The sequence below is a fragment of the Nonomuraea cavernae genome, assembly GCF_040655715.1.
In the GTDB taxonomy this organism is placed as follows: Bacteria; Actinomycetota; Actinomycetes; order Streptosporangiales; family Streptosporangiaceae; genus Nonomuraea; species Nonomuraea cavernae_A.
The window spans coordinates 296,545-312,257 of the sequence record NZ_JBFAKL010000003.1 but is presented as its reverse complement, the minus strand read 5'-3'; the positions used below and the strand labels follow the sequence as shown (position 1 = coordinate 312,257).

The following is a 15,713-nucleotide window of genomic DNA, read 5'->3' as shown; positions in this document are numbered from 1 at the left end:
CAGACAAACAGACCAATGCACACGTACTCGGAACGCGCTCCATACTTTCACTGAGTTTCAGCTTGTTTGTTGACGTGATGTTGCATACCGTGTGAGCCCGTGGGGGACGCCGCCTCCTGATCCGGTTCTTGTGCAACGAGCCATGCGAGGAATCATCGTGGCTAACGTCGATCGCGAGGCGATGCGGGCCGTGGCGGAGCGGATCCAGCGGCTGTCGGACGAGCATTGGTGGGCGCTCGACCCTTCCTGCCGCCTGATGGAGAACGACACGTGGGTGGGGCCGACGGGCGCCCGGTTCGACGCCCAGGTCCACGCCGACCAGCGGGAGCTGCGCGACATGCTCACCCAGGCCCTACACAGCGCGAAGCAACAGCTGGCATCGCTTCCGGACAGGTCATGACAGAGTTCAGCGGGGTCAAACAGCCTGAGTTCGACACGATGACAGGCAGGCACGCCCAGGCCGCCGGGCGACTGGAAGAGCTGGCGCAGACCCTGTACGGCGAGTTGCAGCGCGCCGGACTCGACACCGCTCCGGCGACGCGCCTGCGGGAGCTGGCCGAACGGGTCACCACGCAGGCCGAGGACCTGCGGCGGCGCCAGCGACTGGTGCACGAGTTGCAGCGACAGAAGGTCACCTTCGGGAGGAGCACACCCGCCGGAAGCTTCCTGGAGATGCCTGACCGGCTGGAGATCGCGAAGGGACTACTGGACGGGACGCTGGCGGGTCGCGCCGCGCTGAAGGCCGCCGACGGGGATACCAAGGCGCTGGCAGAGCTGCAGAAGTACGCGTCACGCACCGGGGACGCCGAGTTCGTCAAGACGTTCCTGGGAACACTGGGCGCCCGAGGCGTGACGCGGTTGCCCGGCTCGTTCGCCACGCAGTTGCGCGATGCCATGAACCGTGAAGACTCCGACCGCGTGGGCCGGCTCTCCACGTCCGGTCAGAAGGTCCTCAGCATGCTGGCCACCGCCTTGGCCAAAGGAACCAACCCGAAGGATTCGGCGTACATGGGCGCCGACTTCCTCAAGGACCTGACGAAGGAGGGCCGGGCCGAGCACAAGTCCGGCGACACGACGTACTCGGGCTACCAGGCCCAGGCGCTCATCTGGCGGGCCCACGATGGGAAGACACCGTTCCCGAAGGCGTTCATGGAGGTCATCGGGCGCGACGTGATCGCCTATGAGCACGAGCAGCGGAAGGACCAATGGGCGGCCGGCAAGGACCCGCTGGGCCGCACCTTCGCGAGTGCCCAAATCCCCATCATCGACCTGGCCGGCGCACTCGGCCTCGGCACTCAACTGAGACCGGGGACGCAAGCCGGTGTTCCAGGCGCGAAGGGCGGATCGTCAGTGGTGGACGACCTGTTCCACGCGGCGAAGTCCAGCCGGGAGGCGTCCCACACCCTGCTGGACCACACCCCGGCCGGTTGGAAGGAGTCCGTGCTGGACTATCTGCTCACGACCCGGTGGGGCGCTTCCCTCTACCTGAAGGACCACGCGCCGTTCAACGACATGCTGGTAACCGCGACGACCGGCCAGGACGCCACCTCCCAGAAACTGGCCGCCGAACTGACCAAAATCGTCGCCGACGAGGTCCGCGGCGCCTTCGGCAAGGCCGACGACGGCAACCTGGAGATCAGGGACCGAGAAGCATTTGACCGTCTCGCGCCCCTGAGTTACCCCGTGGCCCGCGCGATCTCCGCCAACATCGACCAGCTCTCCCGGCTCCTCCTGAACCATGCGACCTTCGGCAAGGTCGCAGCCCAGGACATGTCCTACGCGCTGGTGCTGGCCACCTCCCACGACGCCGGCTTCGAGGCGCTGGTGAAAGCACAGACCGAACACATGCGAGCCGCGCTCGACACCGTAGCTCCAGTGGGCTTGACCGCGTCCAACGCCGAGCGGCTCGGTTTCACGAAGGCTGACGTAAAGAAGTTCGACTTTGACGAGGATGGCCGGGTCGACAAGGCCGATATCAAACAGTTCCTGATAGACCGGACCGTGGCGGAGGCACGTCCCTTCAGCCACATCGTGGAGATCCGCCGCCAAGTGCTGATCGCCCAGGGGCTGAACGTCAAGAAGGTGGACGAGTCGTTGAAAACCATGGTGCGCGACGCGATCGGTCTGCTCCCCGTGCCGGGGGCCAAACAGATTGGCGAGCTGGCAACCGGATCCTTCGGCAACCTGGTCAGCACGCATTACGAGAAAATGGCCGGAGCCGCGTACGACGAGGTCGCCAAACAGGTCGCCCGGCAGATGTCCGAACACGGGCAGGGGCTGGACGAGACACACCGGATGCTGGCGAACAACCGGCTCGCAGTGGAGAGGCTGGCGGAGCAGATGCTCGCCACAGCCATGCTGAACAAGGGCCTGTTGGACGAATTCAGCCTGGGCAAGTTGGCATTCACATCTGGGACCCCACCGATCCTCAAACCCTTCGCCGAGATGACATCGCAGGAATACAGCGCGTTCCTCGTGTGGGCTCGGGAAACCGGAGGAAGTGACGACCTACTAGATCGCTTCATGAGCACCTTCCGCAGGACCAGTGAGGTAGACGACTATCTCGACCTCCAGATCCCAGCCTCTATCGGGGGTGGCACATGAGGCGTCCTCGTCTGCTTGTTGTGCTTACTACTCTCGTGTTGCTCACCGCAGCTTGCACCCCAGAGAGCGACATCGCTCCCACGTCAGCGCCGGTCCACCAGCCAATCGTGGAGTCCGCGCCATACATATGCGAACTGATCCCCGAGCAAGCGTTTCGCTTGGTCAGTGGAGCGACCGGACCTCTCGCTGAGAAAACGGACGGCAGTCAATGGGACGGCAACTGCTGGGCACCGGATACGACTCCTCGACCTCTGGAGGTGAGGTGGCTGCAGGAGGGGGACGACATGCCCCGTGAGCAGCTGGACTTCGTTCTTGATGACAGACGTCAGGTTTACAGCCGGCACGGCGGAGTCACGCTCCCTGCCGACCTTGGTTACGGCCTAGCCGCATACCTTCCGAATACACCATTCGCCGACCAGCCGTACCGAGTTGTCGCGAAGTTCCCCTGCGACGGCAAAGAGCAACTGCTCACCCTCTACCTATCCCAGGTCGCCAAAGGCAGAGATGGGATCAAGGATCTGATCGAGCTCATGCGCATCGCCCAGAAACGCTACGGCGAGCTGTACGACTGCACGCCCGGCACGTAGAGAGCCCAGCCGAAACGACTTCGACCGCCTCGCCCCGTGATCACGGGAAGGCGGTCAAGTGGTTGGGGGCGTGGCCTTGTGGGCGCACCCCAGGTGCCGGCCCCGCAGATCGTGCAGGGCCCGGCGGTGGAGCAGGGCGGTCAGCGGGGTACGCGGTTGATCGCGGAGATGATGGCCTTGAGCGAGGCCGTGGTGGTGTTGGCGTCGATGCCGACCCCCCAGAGCACCTGGCCGTTGATGTCGCACTCCAGGTAGGAGGCGGCCTTGGCGTCGCTGCCCGCGCTCATCGCGTGCTCCACGTAGTCGAGCACCCGCACCTGGAAACCGACCCTGGAGATGGCGTCGATGAACGCCGAGATCGGGCCGTTGCCGATGCCCTCCACCTCGCGGATCTCACCGTTGAGGCGTACGTCGGCGCTGATGCGGTCCTTGTCGTCGACCGTGGACTCGTGGCGGTGGGCCATCAGGCTCAGCCGACCCCAGCGGTTGGCCGGGTTGGGCAGGTATTCGTCCTGAAAGATGGCGAACATCGTGGCCGGGCTGATCTCGCCGCCCTCGGTGTCGGTGTGGGCCTGCACCACCTTCGAGAACTCGATCTGCAGTCGGCGAGGCAGGTCGAGCTGGTGATCGGACTTCATGATGTAGGCGACCCCGCCCTTGCCCGACTGGCTGTTGACCCGGATGACCGCCTCGTAGGTGCGGCCGATGTCCTTCGGGTCGATCGGCAGGTAGGGGACGGCCCAGGTGAAGTCGTCGACCGGCAGGCCCGCCTCGTGGGCGTCGCGCTCCAGGTGTTCGAAGCCCTTCTTGATGGCGTCCTGGTGGGAGCCGGAGAAGGCGGTGTAGACCAGTTCGCCGCCCCACGGGTGGCGCGGGTGCACGGGCAGCTGGGTGCAGTATTCGGTGACGCGGCGGATCTCGTCGATGTCACTGAAGTCGATCTCAGGGTCGACGCCCTGGGAGAACAGGTTCATGCCGAGCGTGACCAGGCAGACGTTGCCGGTGCGCTCGCCGTTGCCGAACAGGCAGCCCTCGATGCGGTCGGCCCCGGCCATGTAGCCCAGCTCGGCCGCGGCCACGGCGCTGCCGCGGTCGTTGTGCGGGTGCAGCGACAGGATGATCGAGTCGCGGTGCCTGAGGTTGCGGTGCATCCACTCGATCTGGTCGGCGTAGATGTTGGGCGTGGCCATCTCGACGGTGGCGGGCAGGTTGACGATGACCTTGCGCTCGGGCGTGGGCTGCCACACGTCGTTGACCGCGTCGCACACCTCGACGGCGTACTCCAGCTCGGTGCCGGTGAACGACTCGGGAGAATACTGGAACCGTACGTCCACGTCGGTCGCGTCGGCGAGCTTCTTGACCAGCTTGGCGCCCTCGACCGCGATGGCGGTGATGCCCTCCTTGTCCAGCCCGAACACGACGCGGCGCTGCAGGGTCGAGGTCGAGTTGTAGAGGTGGACGATCGCCTGCTTGGCGCCCTGGATCGACTCGAAGGTACGCTCGATCAGCTCGGGCCGGGCCTGGGTCAGCACCTGGATGACCACGTCATCGGGGATGCGGTCCTCTTCGATGATCTGCCGGACGAAGTCGAAGTCGGTCTGTGAGGCGGCCGGGAAGCCCACCTCGATCTCCTTGTAGCCCATCCGCACCAGCAGCTCGAACATCTGCAGCTTGCGGTGGGAGTCCATCGGGTCGATCAGTGCCTGGTTGCCGTCACGAAGGTCGACCGCGCACCAGCGGGGCGCCTTGGTGATCACCTGGTCGGGCCAGGTGCGGTCGGTCAGGCGGATCGGCTCGAACGGCTGATAGCGCTGGTAAGGCATGGAACTGGGCTGCTGAGCGGTCATCTCTGGGGCTCCTCGTCGGTCGATGAAGAACGGCCGACGCGCATGACAGGCTCCGCGGCGAGGGAGCCGGCCTCAGTGGCCCCCGCCGCGGCAGCTAAGAAGCAGCACACGCAGCATGCTCTGCACGTTACCAGACGCTTCGCGGTGGACGATCCGGGTCCGTCGCATCCGATCCGGCCGGATCGGACCAGGCGTCTAGGGAATGAGGACCGACAGGCAGGTGACGCACCCTTCCAGCTTCTCGAACTCCGAGATGTCCACGGTGGTCACGTTGAGCCCGCGCTGCTCCAGTGCGGCGGCCGTGCGCGGGGCGGAGGCGGCCATCAGGACCCGGTCTCTCCCGAGCGGCACCACGTGTGCCCCGGCCTCCTCGGCGGGCTCCAGGAGCCCGGTCAGGTTCACGTGCGCGGTGTGGCCGATGAGCGTGCCGTCGGGCAGCGCGGTGACGGCCGACTTCAGGTGCAGCACGCCGTCCAAATCCACGGGCACGACCCGGCGTTCGGGGAGCAGCGCGGCCAGCTGGGAGATGGCCTCGTCGTTGGTCCGCGCCGACCGCCCGACGTAGACGGTGGACCCCACCTGGAGCACGTCACCGCCGTCGAGGGTTCCCGAGCCGGTGATGCGCACCGCCTTCAGCCCCAGCCCGCGCACCACCGAGGCCACCGACGCCACCTCGGGCCGCCGCTCCTCGGCGCCGGGCCTGGTCAGTACGGCCAGCCGCCCGGAGACCACGACCGTGTCCTCGACGAAGGGGGCGTCGGGCAGGTCGTCGGCCGGTTCGGCGTACACCGGCCGCCAGCCCGTGTCGGCGAGGGCGGCGACGTACGCGTCGTGCTGCCGTGCGGCCAGGCCGGGGTCGACGGGCTCGCGCTGGACGTAGGTGAGGAGGCCGTCCGCGAGGCGGGGCCCGGGCTTTCTTACCAGCGCAATACCAGACATAGGGCGTGTTCTATCACGAAATCAGTAGAGTCTCGGACATGCGGGACAACGAGATTCTCAGCAGGATCAGCGCTCTCGTCGACGAGGAGCACGAGCTGCGCAGCCGGCTGTCGTCGGGCGAGGTCACCTCCGATGACGAGAACGCCCGGGTCAAGGAGCTGGAAGTGGCGCTCGACCAGTGCTGGGACCTGCTGCGGCAGCGCAGGGCCCGCCGCCACGCGGGCGAGGACCCCGACTACGCGGCGCCGCGGCCGGTCAGCGAGGTCGAGGACTACCGGCAGTAAACCGGTGGCCGAATCCGGGTGGCATGCGCTTGCCTGAATCCATGACGATGATCGACGACGCGACGCTCGACCGGCTGCACGCCGCCTACGTCCAGGCGGTGGCCGACCAGCCCGGCCCGGTGATGTCGTCGCGCCGTTTCCAGGTGATGTTCACCCGGGAGCAGCGAGGCTCCCAGATCGAGTCCCACGTCGAGCGCGACGGCGACGAGGTCGTGGGCGGCTACCGGCTCGTCCTGCCCACGCTCGACAACACGCATCTGGGCCGGCTGGACCCGATGTTCGTACGCCCCGACCGGCGCGGCGAAGGTCTCGGCGGCGCGCTGCTCGCCTCGGCGCGCGACCGGCTGCGCGCCGAGGGCAGGCGGCTGCTCCTGGTCGAGACGCCCGCGGTGGGCACGGGCGCGCGCTTCGCGGAGGCGCACGGCTTCACGGTTTCGCTCACGGAGGCCCGCCGTACCCTCGAACTGCGCGAGGTCGACTGGCGCCGGTTCCGCGACATGCTGCCCCGGCCGGAGGGCTACGAACTGGAGCTGTGGAAGGGACCCGCCGGGCCCGACCAGCTCGCCGACCTGGCCGTGCTGACCGCCGGCATGAACGACGCCCCGATCGGCGCCGAGATGGAGGACGCGGTCTACGACGTCGAGCGCATCCGGGCGCGCGAGGAGCTGATCGTGCCGGGCGGCTCCGACTGCTACACCGCGATCGCCAGGCGCGTCTCCGACGGCGCGCCCGCCGGATTCACCCGCCTGTACATCAACGCCGACCGCACCGACGGCTGGGCCCACCAGGCCGACACCGTCGTGCTCGCCCCGCACCGCGGCCACCGCCTCGGCCTGCTGCTCAAGCTGACCAACCTGCTCCGCCTGCGCGAGCGGGAGCCGCAGGTCGAGCGGGTCATCACGTGGAACGCCACGTCCAACGCGCACATGCTGGCCATCAACGAGGCGATGGGCTTCACGCTCCTGGACGAATGGCACATCTGGCAGCTCCCGGTCTGAGGAGGCACTCATCCGATCGCGCAGAATGGACATCGTGACCGAACGGGAGGCACACCTTCGCATCGCCCCGGAGCTGCTCATGTTCCTGCCCGTGAGCCGTCGGCAGGAGTGGCACCGGGTGACGCTCGACCACACCTCGACCCTGGGCCATCACGTGGAGTCGATCGGCGTCCCGCTGACGGAGGTCGGCCCGATGACCATCGGTGACCGGGGCGTCGCCCCTTCCTACCTGCCGGTCGCGGGCGACGTCGTGGACGTGCGCGCGGTGCCACGGCCGCAGCAGTTGCCCGAGGAGCCTCGCTTCCTGCTCGACGTGCACCTCGGCACGCTGTCGCGGCGGCTGCGGCTGCTCGGCCTCGACGCGGCCTACCACAACGACATGGACGACCCGGCCCTCGTCGTCCAGGCGAACGAGGAGCGCCGGGTGCTGCTCACCCAGGACCGCGGCCTGCTACGCCGCCGCGCCCTCTGGCTCGGGGCGTACGTACGCGGTTCCCGCCCGCAGGACCAGCTGCGTGACCTGCTCGAACGCTTCTCCCCTCCGCTGCGCCCCTGGACCAGGTGCACGGCCTGCAACGGCCTGCTGATCCCGGCCGCCAAACACGAGGTGGAGCCCTTGCTGGAGGCGGGCACCCGGCGCACCTTCGACGCTTACGGGCAGTGCCGTACCTGCGGCCAGGTCTACTGGCACGGCGCCCACAGCGGCCACCTGGAGGAGATCGTGGAGTCGGCCAAAGCGTGGACCGCGGGCTGACCCACGCACCGGAAACCAACACGACATCCTCCGGCAACGCGCGCGAAACGGCCGGTTTCTAGGGTCCGGCCATGCGGCTTACCCCACACGAGCAGGAGCGCCTGCTCATTCACGTCGCCGCCGGGGTCGCGCGCGAGCGTCAGGCCAGGGGCCTGCGGCTCAACCACCCCGAGGCCACCGCGATCATCGCGTCGTTCCTGATGGAGGGGGCTCGGGACGGCCGGACCGTGGCCGAGTTGATGGAGGCCGGGCGGTCCGTGCTGGCCCGGGCCGACGTCATGGACGGCGTGCCCGAGATGCTCGACACCGTGCAGATCGAGGCCACCTTCCCCGACGGCACCAAGCTGGTCACCGTCCACAGGCCCATCCCGTGATCCCCGGCGAGTACCTCCATCCCGAGGGCGCCATCCCGCTCAACCCGGGACGCGAGCGGGTGACGGTCCGGGTCGTCAACACGGCCGACCGGCCCGTGCAGGTCGGTTCCCACTACCACTTCGCCGCCGCCAACCCGGGCCTGGAGTTCGACCGCGGCGCCGCCTGGGGGATGCGGCTCGACGTACCGGCGGGCACCGCGATCAGGTTCGAGCCGGGCGTGGAGCGCGACGTGACGCTGGTGCCCATCGCCGGACGCCGCGTGGTGCCCGGCCTGCGACCGGAATGGGCGGGTCCGCTCGATGGCTGACATCTCTCGCGCCCGCTACGCGGCGCTGTACGGGCCCACCACGGGCGATCGGATCAGGCTGGCCGACACCGACCTGTTCGTCGAGGTGACCGAGGACCTTGCGATGGGCCCGGCCGGCGCGGGTGACGAGGCGGTGTTCGGCGGCGGCAAGGTGATCCGCGAGTCCATGGGCCAGGCCCGCGCCACCCGGGCCGAGGGTGCGGCCGACCTGGTCATCACCGGCGTGGTGATCCTCGACCACTGGGGCGTGGTCAAGGCCGACGTCGGCGTCGCCGGGGGCCGGATCAGCGCGATCGGCAAGGCCGGCAACCCCGACACCATGGACGGCGTCGACATCGTGATCGGGCCGTCCACCGAGATCCTCAGTGGCAACGGCAAGATCCTCACCGCCGGCGCGGTCGACTCCCACGTGCACCTCATCTGCCCTCAGCTGCTCGACGAGGCGATCGGCTCGGGCGTCACCACGATCGTCGGCGGCGGCACCGGGCCCGTCGAGGGCACCAAGGCGACCACGGTCACCGGCACCTGGTATCTGGCCAGGATGCTGGAGTCGCTCGACTCCTATCCGCTCAACTTCGCGCTGCTCGGCAAGGGCAACACGGTCAGCTCCGAGGGCCTGATGGAGCAGCTCAGGGCGGGCGCGTCCGGGTTCAAGCTGCACGAGGACTGGGGCAGCACGCCCGCCGCGATCGACGCCTGCCTGACGGTGGCCGACGCGACCGGAGTGCAGGTGACGATCCACACCGACACGCTGAACGAGGCCGGCTTCCTGGAGTCGACGCTGGCCGCCGTCGGTGACCGCGCGATCCACGCCTACCACACCGAGGGCGCCGGAGGCGGGCACGCTCCCGACATCATCCGGGTGGCGTCCTGCGCCAACGTGCTGCCCTCCTCCACCAACCCCACCAGGCCGCACACCGTCAACACCCTCGACGAGCATCTCGACATGCTGATGGTCTGCCACCACCTCAACCCGTCGATCCCCGAGGACCTGGCATTCGCCGAGTCGCGCATCAGGCCCTCCACGATGGCCGCCGAGGACGTGCTCCACGACCTGGGCGCCATCTCCATGATCGGCTCTGATTCGCAGGCGATGGGCCGCATCGGCGAGACCGTCATCCGCACCTGGCAGACGGCTCACGTGATGAAGGGCCGCCGTGGTCAGCTCGGCGGTGGTCCGGCCGACAACCTGCGGGCCCGCCGCTACGTCGCCAAGTACACGATCTGCCCGGCCATCGCCCACGGTCTCGACGGCGAGGTCGGCTCGGTGGAGCGAGGCAAGCTGGCCGACCTGGTGCTGTGGGATCCGGCGTTCTTCGGGGTCAAGCCGGCGCTCGTGCTCAAGGGCGGCGTGGTGGCGTGGGCCCAGATGGGCGACGCCAACGCCTCCATTCCGACCCCCCAGCCGGTGCTCTCACGCCCCATGTTCGGCGCCGTCCCCGTGACGGCGGCGGCCACGTCGCTGCACTTCGTCTCCCCTCTCGCGCTCGACGAGGGGCTCGCCGACCGCCTGGCGGTGCGCCGCCGCCTGGTCCCGGTGGCCGACGTGCGCGGGCGCGGCAAGGAGGCGATGCCGCTCAACGACGCGCTCCCCCGGATCGAGGTCGAGCCGGACACCTTCCAGGTGCTCATCGACGGCGACCTCGTCGAGCCCGCGCCGGCCGCGGCGCTGCCCATGACGCAGCGCTACTTCCTGTTCTGATGAACCCGGCGCTGCTCCTCCTCACCGACTCCCGGCTCCCGGCCGGGGGACACGCCCACTCCGGCGGCGCCGAACAGGCCGTCGGCTCCGGCGCCGTCCACGACCTCCTGTCGCTCGCGGCCTTCCTCCGGGGCCGCCTGCACACCTCTGGCCGCGTCGCCGCCGCCCTCGCCGCCGCCGCCTCCCGTACGGCCTCCACACCGCTGGAGACGTCGCCGCCCTGGACCGGCCTTGACGCCGAGGCCGACGCCCGGACCGCGTCACCCGCCCAGCGTGCCGCGTCCAGGACCCAGGGCCGGCTGCTACTCCGGGTGGCACGCCGTGTCTGGCCCTCGCCCGCGCTCGACTCCCTGGCGCGGGCCGTACCCGATCCGCATCATCCCGTCGCGCTGGGGGCGGCGGCGCACGCGGCGGGAGCCTCGCCCGGGGACGCCGCCCTGGCGGCGGCCTACCACGCCGTCACGGGCCCGGCCACGGCGGCGGCGCGCCTGCTCGGCCTGGACCCGGTGGAGGTCCACCGGCTGCTCGCCGACCTGGTCCCCGACCTGGACGACCTGGCCTCCCTTGTTTCCGGCCCCGGGACCGCGTGGGCGGAACTGCCCGCCCACTCCGCGCCGGCTCTCGACCTGCTGGCCGAGCGGCACGCGCGGGCCGCGGTCAGGCTGTTCGTCTCCTAGGAAAGGACTCCGCGATGAGCGCCCACCACGACGACCACCACCAGGCCCCCGACGGGCTCGGCCGGGCCCTGCGGCTGGGCGTGGGCGGGCCGGTGGGCAGCGGCAAGACGGCGCTGGTGGCAGCGCTGTGCCGGGTGCTCGGCCCGTCGACGCGCCTCGGCGTGGTGACCAACGACATCTACACCACCGAGGACGCCGACTTCCTGCGCGCGGCCGGAGTGCTCGACGGGGAACGCATCCTGGCCGTCGAGACCGGCTGCTGCCCTCACACGGCGATCCGCGACGACATCGCCGCCAACCTCGACGCCGTGGAGACCCTCGAACACCGCTTCGGCCCGCTCGACCTGGTGATCGTGGAGAGCGGCGGTGACAACCTGACGGCGACGTTCAGCCGCGGCCTGGCCGACCGGCAGATCTTCGTCCTCGACGTGTCCGGCGGCGACAAGGTACCGCGCAAGGGCGGTCCCGGTGTCACCACGGCCGACCTGCTGGTCGTCAACAAGACCGATCTGGCGCCGATGGTCGGCGCCGACCTCGGGGTGATGGCCCGCGACGCGGCCGCCGTGCGCGGCGACCGGCCGGTGCTCTTCACGTCGATCAGGCGGGAGCCCGAAGTGGCGGAGGTGGCCGCCTGGGTGTCCGTCCAACTGCGCGCCTGGTCTGAGCGTCCCGTCTCCGCGGGCTGACCGTGACGACCGACGCCCTGTCCGGCCTCCCGCCCGCCGCCCGCCGCGCGATGCGGGCCCGCGCCTTCGTCGCGACCTCGCTGTCCGGCGGGCGAACGGTCGTCAGCGGGCTGGGATCGGCGCCGCCGCTGACGTTCCGCCAGACCGGCGCGCGGACCGTGCACCTCGTCTCGACCGCGGCGGGCCCGCTCGGCGGCGACCGGCTCCGGCTCGACCTCGACGTCGCCCCGGGCACCAGCCTGGAGGTCGGTTCGGTGGCGAGCACGCTGGTGCTTCCCGGCGAGGGCGAGTCACACCTGCTGATCACCGCGCGGGTCGGTGCCGGGGCCTCACTCCGGTTCACGCCCGAGCCGACGGTCCTCGCCGCCGGATGTTCGCATCGCCTGACCGTACGGCTGGCCCTGGCGGCGGACGCGCGCGTGCTCTGGCGGGAGGAGATCATGTTCGGCCGGTACGGCGAGCGTCCGGGCCGCTGTCATGCTCGCTTCGACGCCACCAGCGACGGCCGTCCCCTGCTCAGGCAGGAGCACGTCGTCGGCGATCTGGCCCTCGACACCTCACCGGCGATCTACGCCACGGCCCGCTGCGTCGGCACCACCCTCGTCACTCCCGGACCGGCCTGCCGGGAGGCGGTCGTCGGTGACGGGGTCGCCGTGCTCCCGCTGGCGGGCCCCGGCGTCCTGGTGTCCGCGCTCGCCCCCGACGCCGTCGCCCTGCGCGACCGCCTGGAGTGGGGCGAGGCGCTGGCGTCCGCCCCGTCCGGCGCCGGGTGACCCGCCGAAGGCCCGCCGGCCTGGTCCGGACCGTCCGGTCGTCCTATGGTGACCGTGTGGCCGACTACCTCTCGCCGGGTCCCGCGCGACGCCGGCCGCGGCGGGCCCACGCGTTCGCCGTCACCATCGCCGCGGCGCTGCTCGTGTTCTGCGCGATCCTGCCGTGGGCCGGCGTCGAGGCCAGCAGCGACCTGATCGGCGGCGCCGTCTCCCGCGACGTGCGCGGCACCGACGACGGCTTCGGCGTCTACACGCTGATCGCCGGGATGGCGGCGATGGCCTTCGGCCTGGCCGGGCTGATCACCCGCCCCTGGATCGCGGCGCTGGCCGCGCTGCCGGGCGCGCTGGCCACGCTGATGCTGGTGCTGTACGTGACCGATCCGGCGGGAGCGGCCGACCGGGTGTCGGTCGATCTGGGCAGGGTGTTGTCGGTCGAGCCGGTGATCAGGTACGGCTGGTTCGCCGCTCTGGCCAGCGCGCTGGCGCTGATCGTCTTCGCGCTGCTCACGCTGGCGCCGGCGCTCGTGAGCCGGGCCGATCAGTCGTAGAAGCCCAGCCGGCGCAGCTGCTTGGGGTCGCGCTGCCAGTCCTTGGCCACGCTGATGCGCAGGTCGAGGTAGACGCGGGTGCCGAGCAGCGCCTCGATCTGCTTGCGGGCCCGGGTGCCCACGTCACGCAGCCGCTCGCCCTTGTGCCCGATCACGATCGCCTTCTGCGATGGGCGCTCCACGAACAGGTGCGCGTAGATGTCGAGCAGGTCGTCACGCCCCTCGCGTGGCATCATCTCGTCGACGACGACGGCGATCGAGTGGGGCAGCTCGTCGCGCACGCCTTCCAGCGCCGCCTCCCTGATCAGCTCTCCCACCAGCACCTGCTCGGGCTCGTCGGTGAGCTGCCCGCCCTCGTACAGCGGCGGAGACTCGGGCAGGTGCTCCACGAGCACGTCGGCGAGCACGTCGAGCTGGTCACCGCGCTCCGCCGACACCGGGACGATCGCGGCGAACTCGGCGAGCTGTGACACCGCCAGCAGCTGCGCGGCGATCTGCTCCTTGCCGGCGAGGTCGGTCTTGGTGACCACCGCGACCACCGGAGTGCGCTTCACCGCCGACAGTTTGTCGGCGATGAACCGGTCGCCCTTGCCGATCGGCTCGTTGGCGGGCAGGCAGAAGCCGATCACGTCGACCTCGGTCAGGGTCGACAGCACCAGGCTGTCGAGGCGTTCGCCGAGCAAGGTGCGCGGGCGGTGCAGCCCCGGAGTGTCGACGACGACGATCTGGGCGTCGGGCCGGTGCACGATGCCCCTGATGACCCGGCGGGTGGTCTGCGGCTTGGACGAGGTGATCGCCACCTTCGTGCCGACCAGGGCGTTCATCAGCGTGGACTTGCCGACGTTCGGCCTCCCCACGAAGCAGGCGAATCCGGCGCGATGGTTGTCTGGCGAAGTCACCCCGCAATTCTGGCCCATCATCGGCCCTGGTCTCGCCACCAGGCGAACGCGTCGGACAGCACGTGCGGTGACCACTGCGTCATCGTGAGCCCGCTCAGCTCCTGCTCGGCGACCCAGCGGGCGTCGGTGATCTCGTCGCCGTCGGGGACGGGGGTGCCGGACGTGAGCACGCAGCCGTACACCGCGATCATGTAGCCGCACTGGTGGCCGTTGGAGTAGACGGTGCGGAACTCCGGCCCGCCGTAGACGCCGATGAGGCCGCGTACGGCGATGTCGATGCCGAGCTCCTCGCGCAGCTCCCTGGCCACGGCGTCCTCGGGCCGCTCGTCCGGGTCGAGGCCGCCGCCCGGCGCGGCCCAGAGGCCGACATCGCCGTGCCGCGCGACCAGCAGCCGCCCCGACTCGTCGAACACGCAGCCGCACACCGACGGCAGCATCAGCAGATCGGAGCCCACCTTGGCGCGCACGCTGGCGAGATAGGGAGAGATCGGCATGTCAGCTCCGCGGGGTGCCGTCGGGGCCTGCCACGAGCAGTGCCTTGACGCCCAGCTCGCGGGCCACCGCCTCGTCGGCGGCGCTCGGCCCGTAGCCAGCCGTGACCAGCGCCGCGGCCTCGAGCGACCGCGCGCCGCTGGAGACCGCCATGGCGACCGCCACCTGCACCGCGGAGAGCTGGAGCGCCTGGAGCGCCACGTCGGTGGCCGAGTAGGTGCGCCCGGTCTCGTCGCGCACGGCGGCGCCCTCGTCGGAGCCGCTGCGCGCCCTGGAGGCGCGGGCCAGGGTGATGAGCTTGCTGTCTTCAGGATCGAGAGTCACGGGCTCTAGGTTAGGCGCTGGCCATGCCCATCACGGCGGTGAGGAGCTGCCGCGTGCGCTCCCGGTCCACCCCGGCCATGCCCGTGTGCACGAGCGAGACCAGCGTGTCACCCGAGCGGGCGAGCACCACGTCCACCGCGTACGGATAGCCGTTCAGCTTCCCGCGCAGCTCGGCGCCGATCGCCTCGTCTCCCACGTCCTGCAGCGGCAGCTCGCGCAGCCGCAGGCGGGTGCCGCCGCGCGAGCGCACCTTGCGGCACTCCGACAGGGCCGTGGCCAGGTCGTCGATGTGCCCTTCGGCCTCGGAGCCGGCGTAGCGGGCGAGCCCGACCCCGACCTGTTCGCCCAGCTCGTCGCCCTGGTAGCTGACCGCCGCCTGCGCGGTCAGCGCCCGTTCGGGGGCCTGACCGCCGACAGGTGCGAACATGGCCCGGCAGTTGCGGTTGGCGGCTGTGAACGGCGCTCGCCACGCGTCCTGGGGCCGGGGCGCGAAGCCGTCGGGCAGCCGGGCCGGCGTGCCCAGTGCTCCCCGGAGTGCCGCCAGTGCCTGTGGGTCGGCGTGGCCCTGTGTGGCCTCGTTGCCGCACCCCACCAGGCATCCGATCAGGAGCCCGCTGACCAGGCCGCATGCGACGACCAGGCCGGTGATCCGCAGTCCGCGCTTCATGATTCCCCCCGCAGCCGATCTTCCCCGGGGGCCGAGTGCGGCAATCCACCAGACCTGTCAATAAAGGTCCAAACGCTAAAAGGGTGCCCTCGCCTGGCTTATCAGACGAGAACACCCCTTAAGCAACATCTCGATCGGCTAGCTGACCAAGATGCCGTCACCCCCCAAGGGAGTGCCCTTCCCACCGCGAACCCCACCCGGTGTTCGGGACGCTTCCCTTCGTGACACCCACCGCACTGTGGTGTCGAGC

At 70.1% G+C, this 15,713-nt stretch carries 19 protein-coding genes; 13 read left to right on the top strand and 6 right to left on the bottom strand.

Features of this window, described 5'->3' with window-relative positions; all coding sequences use genetic code 11:
• The first annotated feature begins 157 nt into the window (after positions 1-157).
• The 3 genes from AB0I38_RS06785 to AB0I38_RS06775 all read left to right on the top strand — a co-directional run bounded on the left by AB0I38_RS06785 (position 158) and on the right by AB0I38_RS06775 (position 3,191).
• Entirely contained in the window at positions 158-400 is a 243-nt protein-coding gene (locus AB0I38_RS06785; protein ID WP_358463085.1) for a hypothetical protein, read from the top strand.
• A complete protein-coding gene (locus AB0I38_RS06780) occupies positions 397-2,604 on the top strand; it encodes a hypothetical protein (protein ID WP_358463082.1) in 2,208 nt (735 codons plus the stop codon). The genes AB0I38_RS06785 and AB0I38_RS06780 overlap by 4 nt, the downstream gene beginning before the upstream one ends.
• Positions 2,605-2,888: 284 nt before the next feature.
• Complete coding sequence (locus AB0I38_RS06775; protein ID WP_358463080.1) at positions 2,889-3,191, top strand: hypothetical protein; 303 nt, start codon at positions 2,889-2,891, stop codon at positions 3,189-3,191.
• A 140-nt stretch (positions 3,192-3,331) separates the two neighbouring features.
• On the opposite strand, the gene leuA is transcribed toward AB0I38_RS06775, so the two are convergent.
• Together leuA and ddaH are read right to left on the bottom strand one after the other, a co-directional pair.
• Positions 3,332-5,038 (bottom strand): 2-isopropylmalate synthase, encoded by a 1,707-nt coding sequence (gene leuA / locus AB0I38_RS06770; RefSeq protein ID WP_358463077.1) that lies wholly within the window; start codon positions 5,036-5,038, stop codon positions 3,332-3,334.
• A gap of 195 nt (positions 5,039-5,233) precedes the next feature.
• Positions 5,234-5,977, bottom strand: coding sequence for a dimethylargininase (ddaH, locus tag AB0I38_RS06765; RefSeq protein ID WP_358463074.1), 744 nt, complete (start codon positions 5,975-5,977; stop codon positions 5,234-5,236).
• 38 nt (positions 5,978-6,015) lie between these two features.
• Between ddaH and AB0I38_RS06760 the strand changes: the two genes are divergently transcribed.
• The 10 genes from AB0I38_RS06760 to AB0I38_RS06715 all read left to right on the top strand — a co-directional run bounded on the left by AB0I38_RS06760 (position 6,016) and on the right by AB0I38_RS06715 (position 13,081).
• Positions 6,016-6,261, top strand: coding sequence for a DUF2630 family protein (locus AB0I38_RS06760; protein WP_358463071.1), 246 nt, complete (start codon positions 6,016-6,018; stop codon positions 6,259-6,261).
• Positions 6,262-6,302: 41 nt separating this feature from the next.
• Complete coding sequence (locus AB0I38_RS06755) at positions 6,303-7,259, top strand: GNAT family N-acetyltransferase (RefSeq protein ID WP_358463068.1); 957 nt, start codon at positions 6,303-6,305, stop codon at positions 7,257-7,259.
• A gap of 25 nt (positions 7,260-7,284) precedes the next feature.
• Complete coding sequence (locus tag AB0I38_RS06750) at positions 7,285-8,013, top strand: Mut7-C RNAse domain-containing protein (RefSeq protein ID WP_358463065.1); 729 nt, start codon at positions 7,285-7,287, stop codon at positions 8,011-8,013.
• Positions 8,014-8,084: 71 nt separating this feature from the next.
• On the top strand, positions 8,085-8,387 hold the full coding sequence (locus AB0I38_RS06745; RefSeq protein WP_358463062.1) for an urease subunit gamma: 303 nt from the start codon (positions 8,085-8,087) through the stop codon (positions 8,385-8,387).
• A complete protein-coding gene (locus tag AB0I38_RS06740) occupies positions 8,384-8,695 on the top strand; it encodes an urease subunit beta (protein WP_358463059.1) in 312 nt (103 codons plus the stop codon). Before AB0I38_RS06745 ends, AB0I38_RS06740 begins: the two co-directional genes overlap by 4 nt.
• On the top strand, positions 8,688-10,397 hold the full coding sequence (locus AB0I38_RS06735; protein ID WP_358463056.1) for an urease subunit alpha: 1,710 nt from the start codon (positions 8,688-8,690) through the stop codon (positions 10,395-10,397). The genes AB0I38_RS06740 and AB0I38_RS06735 overlap by 8 nt, the downstream gene beginning before the upstream one ends.
• Entirely contained in the window at positions 10,397-11,074 is a 678-nt protein-coding gene (locus tag AB0I38_RS06730; protein WP_358463054.1) for an urease accessory protein UreF, read from the top strand. Before AB0I38_RS06735 ends, AB0I38_RS06730 begins: the two co-directional genes overlap by 1 nt.
• Before the next feature lie 14 nt (positions 11,075-11,088).
• Positions 11,089-11,760 (top strand): urease accessory protein UreG, encoded by a 672-nt coding sequence (gene ureG, locus AB0I38_RS06725; RefSeq protein WP_358463052.1) that lies wholly within the window; start codon positions 11,089-11,091, stop codon positions 11,758-11,760.
• 2 nt (positions 11,761-11,762) lie between these two features.
• The gene (locus AB0I38_RS06720) at positions 11,763-12,533 is read left to right on the top strand and encodes an urease accessory protein UreD (RefSeq protein WP_358463049.1); all 771 of its coding nucleotides are present in this window, start codon (positions 11,763-11,765) and stop codon (positions 12,531-12,533) included.
• Positions 12,534-12,589: 56 nt separating this feature from the next.
• Positions 12,590-13,081 carry a hypothetical protein gene (locus AB0I38_RS06715; RefSeq protein WP_358463046.1) on the top strand — a complete coding sequence of 164 codons (492 nt, stop codon included), beginning with the start codon at positions 12,590-12,592 and terminating at the stop codon, positions 13,079-13,081.
• Here the strand turns inward: AB0I38_RS06715 and era are convergent.
• The 4 genes from era to AB0I38_RS06695 are packed head-to-tail and all read right to left on the bottom strand — an operon-like array spanning position 13,072 to position 15,463.
• A complete protein-coding gene (era, locus tag AB0I38_RS06710) occupies positions 13,072-13,980 on the bottom strand; it encodes a GTPase Era (protein ID WP_358463043.1) in 909 nt (302 codons plus the stop codon). The two genes, AB0I38_RS06715 and era, sit on opposite strands and share 10 nt — an antisense overlap.
• 17 nt (positions 13,981-13,997) lie before the next feature.
• Positions 13,998-14,474: an NUDIX domain-containing protein gene (locus AB0I38_RS06705; protein ID WP_358463040.1), complete on the bottom strand. Its 477-nt coding sequence runs from the start codon at positions 14,472-14,474 to the stop codon at positions 13,998-14,000.
• 1 nt (position 14,475) lies between these two features.
• The gene (locus tag AB0I38_RS06700) at positions 14,476-14,796 is read right to left on the bottom strand and encodes a cytidine deaminase (protein ID WP_358463037.1); all 321 of its coding nucleotides are present in this window, start codon (positions 14,794-14,796) and stop codon (positions 14,476-14,478) included.
• A gap of 10 nt (positions 14,797-14,806) precedes the next feature.
• Complete coding sequence (locus AB0I38_RS06695) at positions 14,807-15,463, bottom strand: hypothetical protein (RefSeq protein WP_358463034.1); 657 nt, start codon at positions 15,461-15,463, stop codon at positions 14,807-14,809.
• Positions 15,464-15,713: the final 250 nt, after the last annotated feature.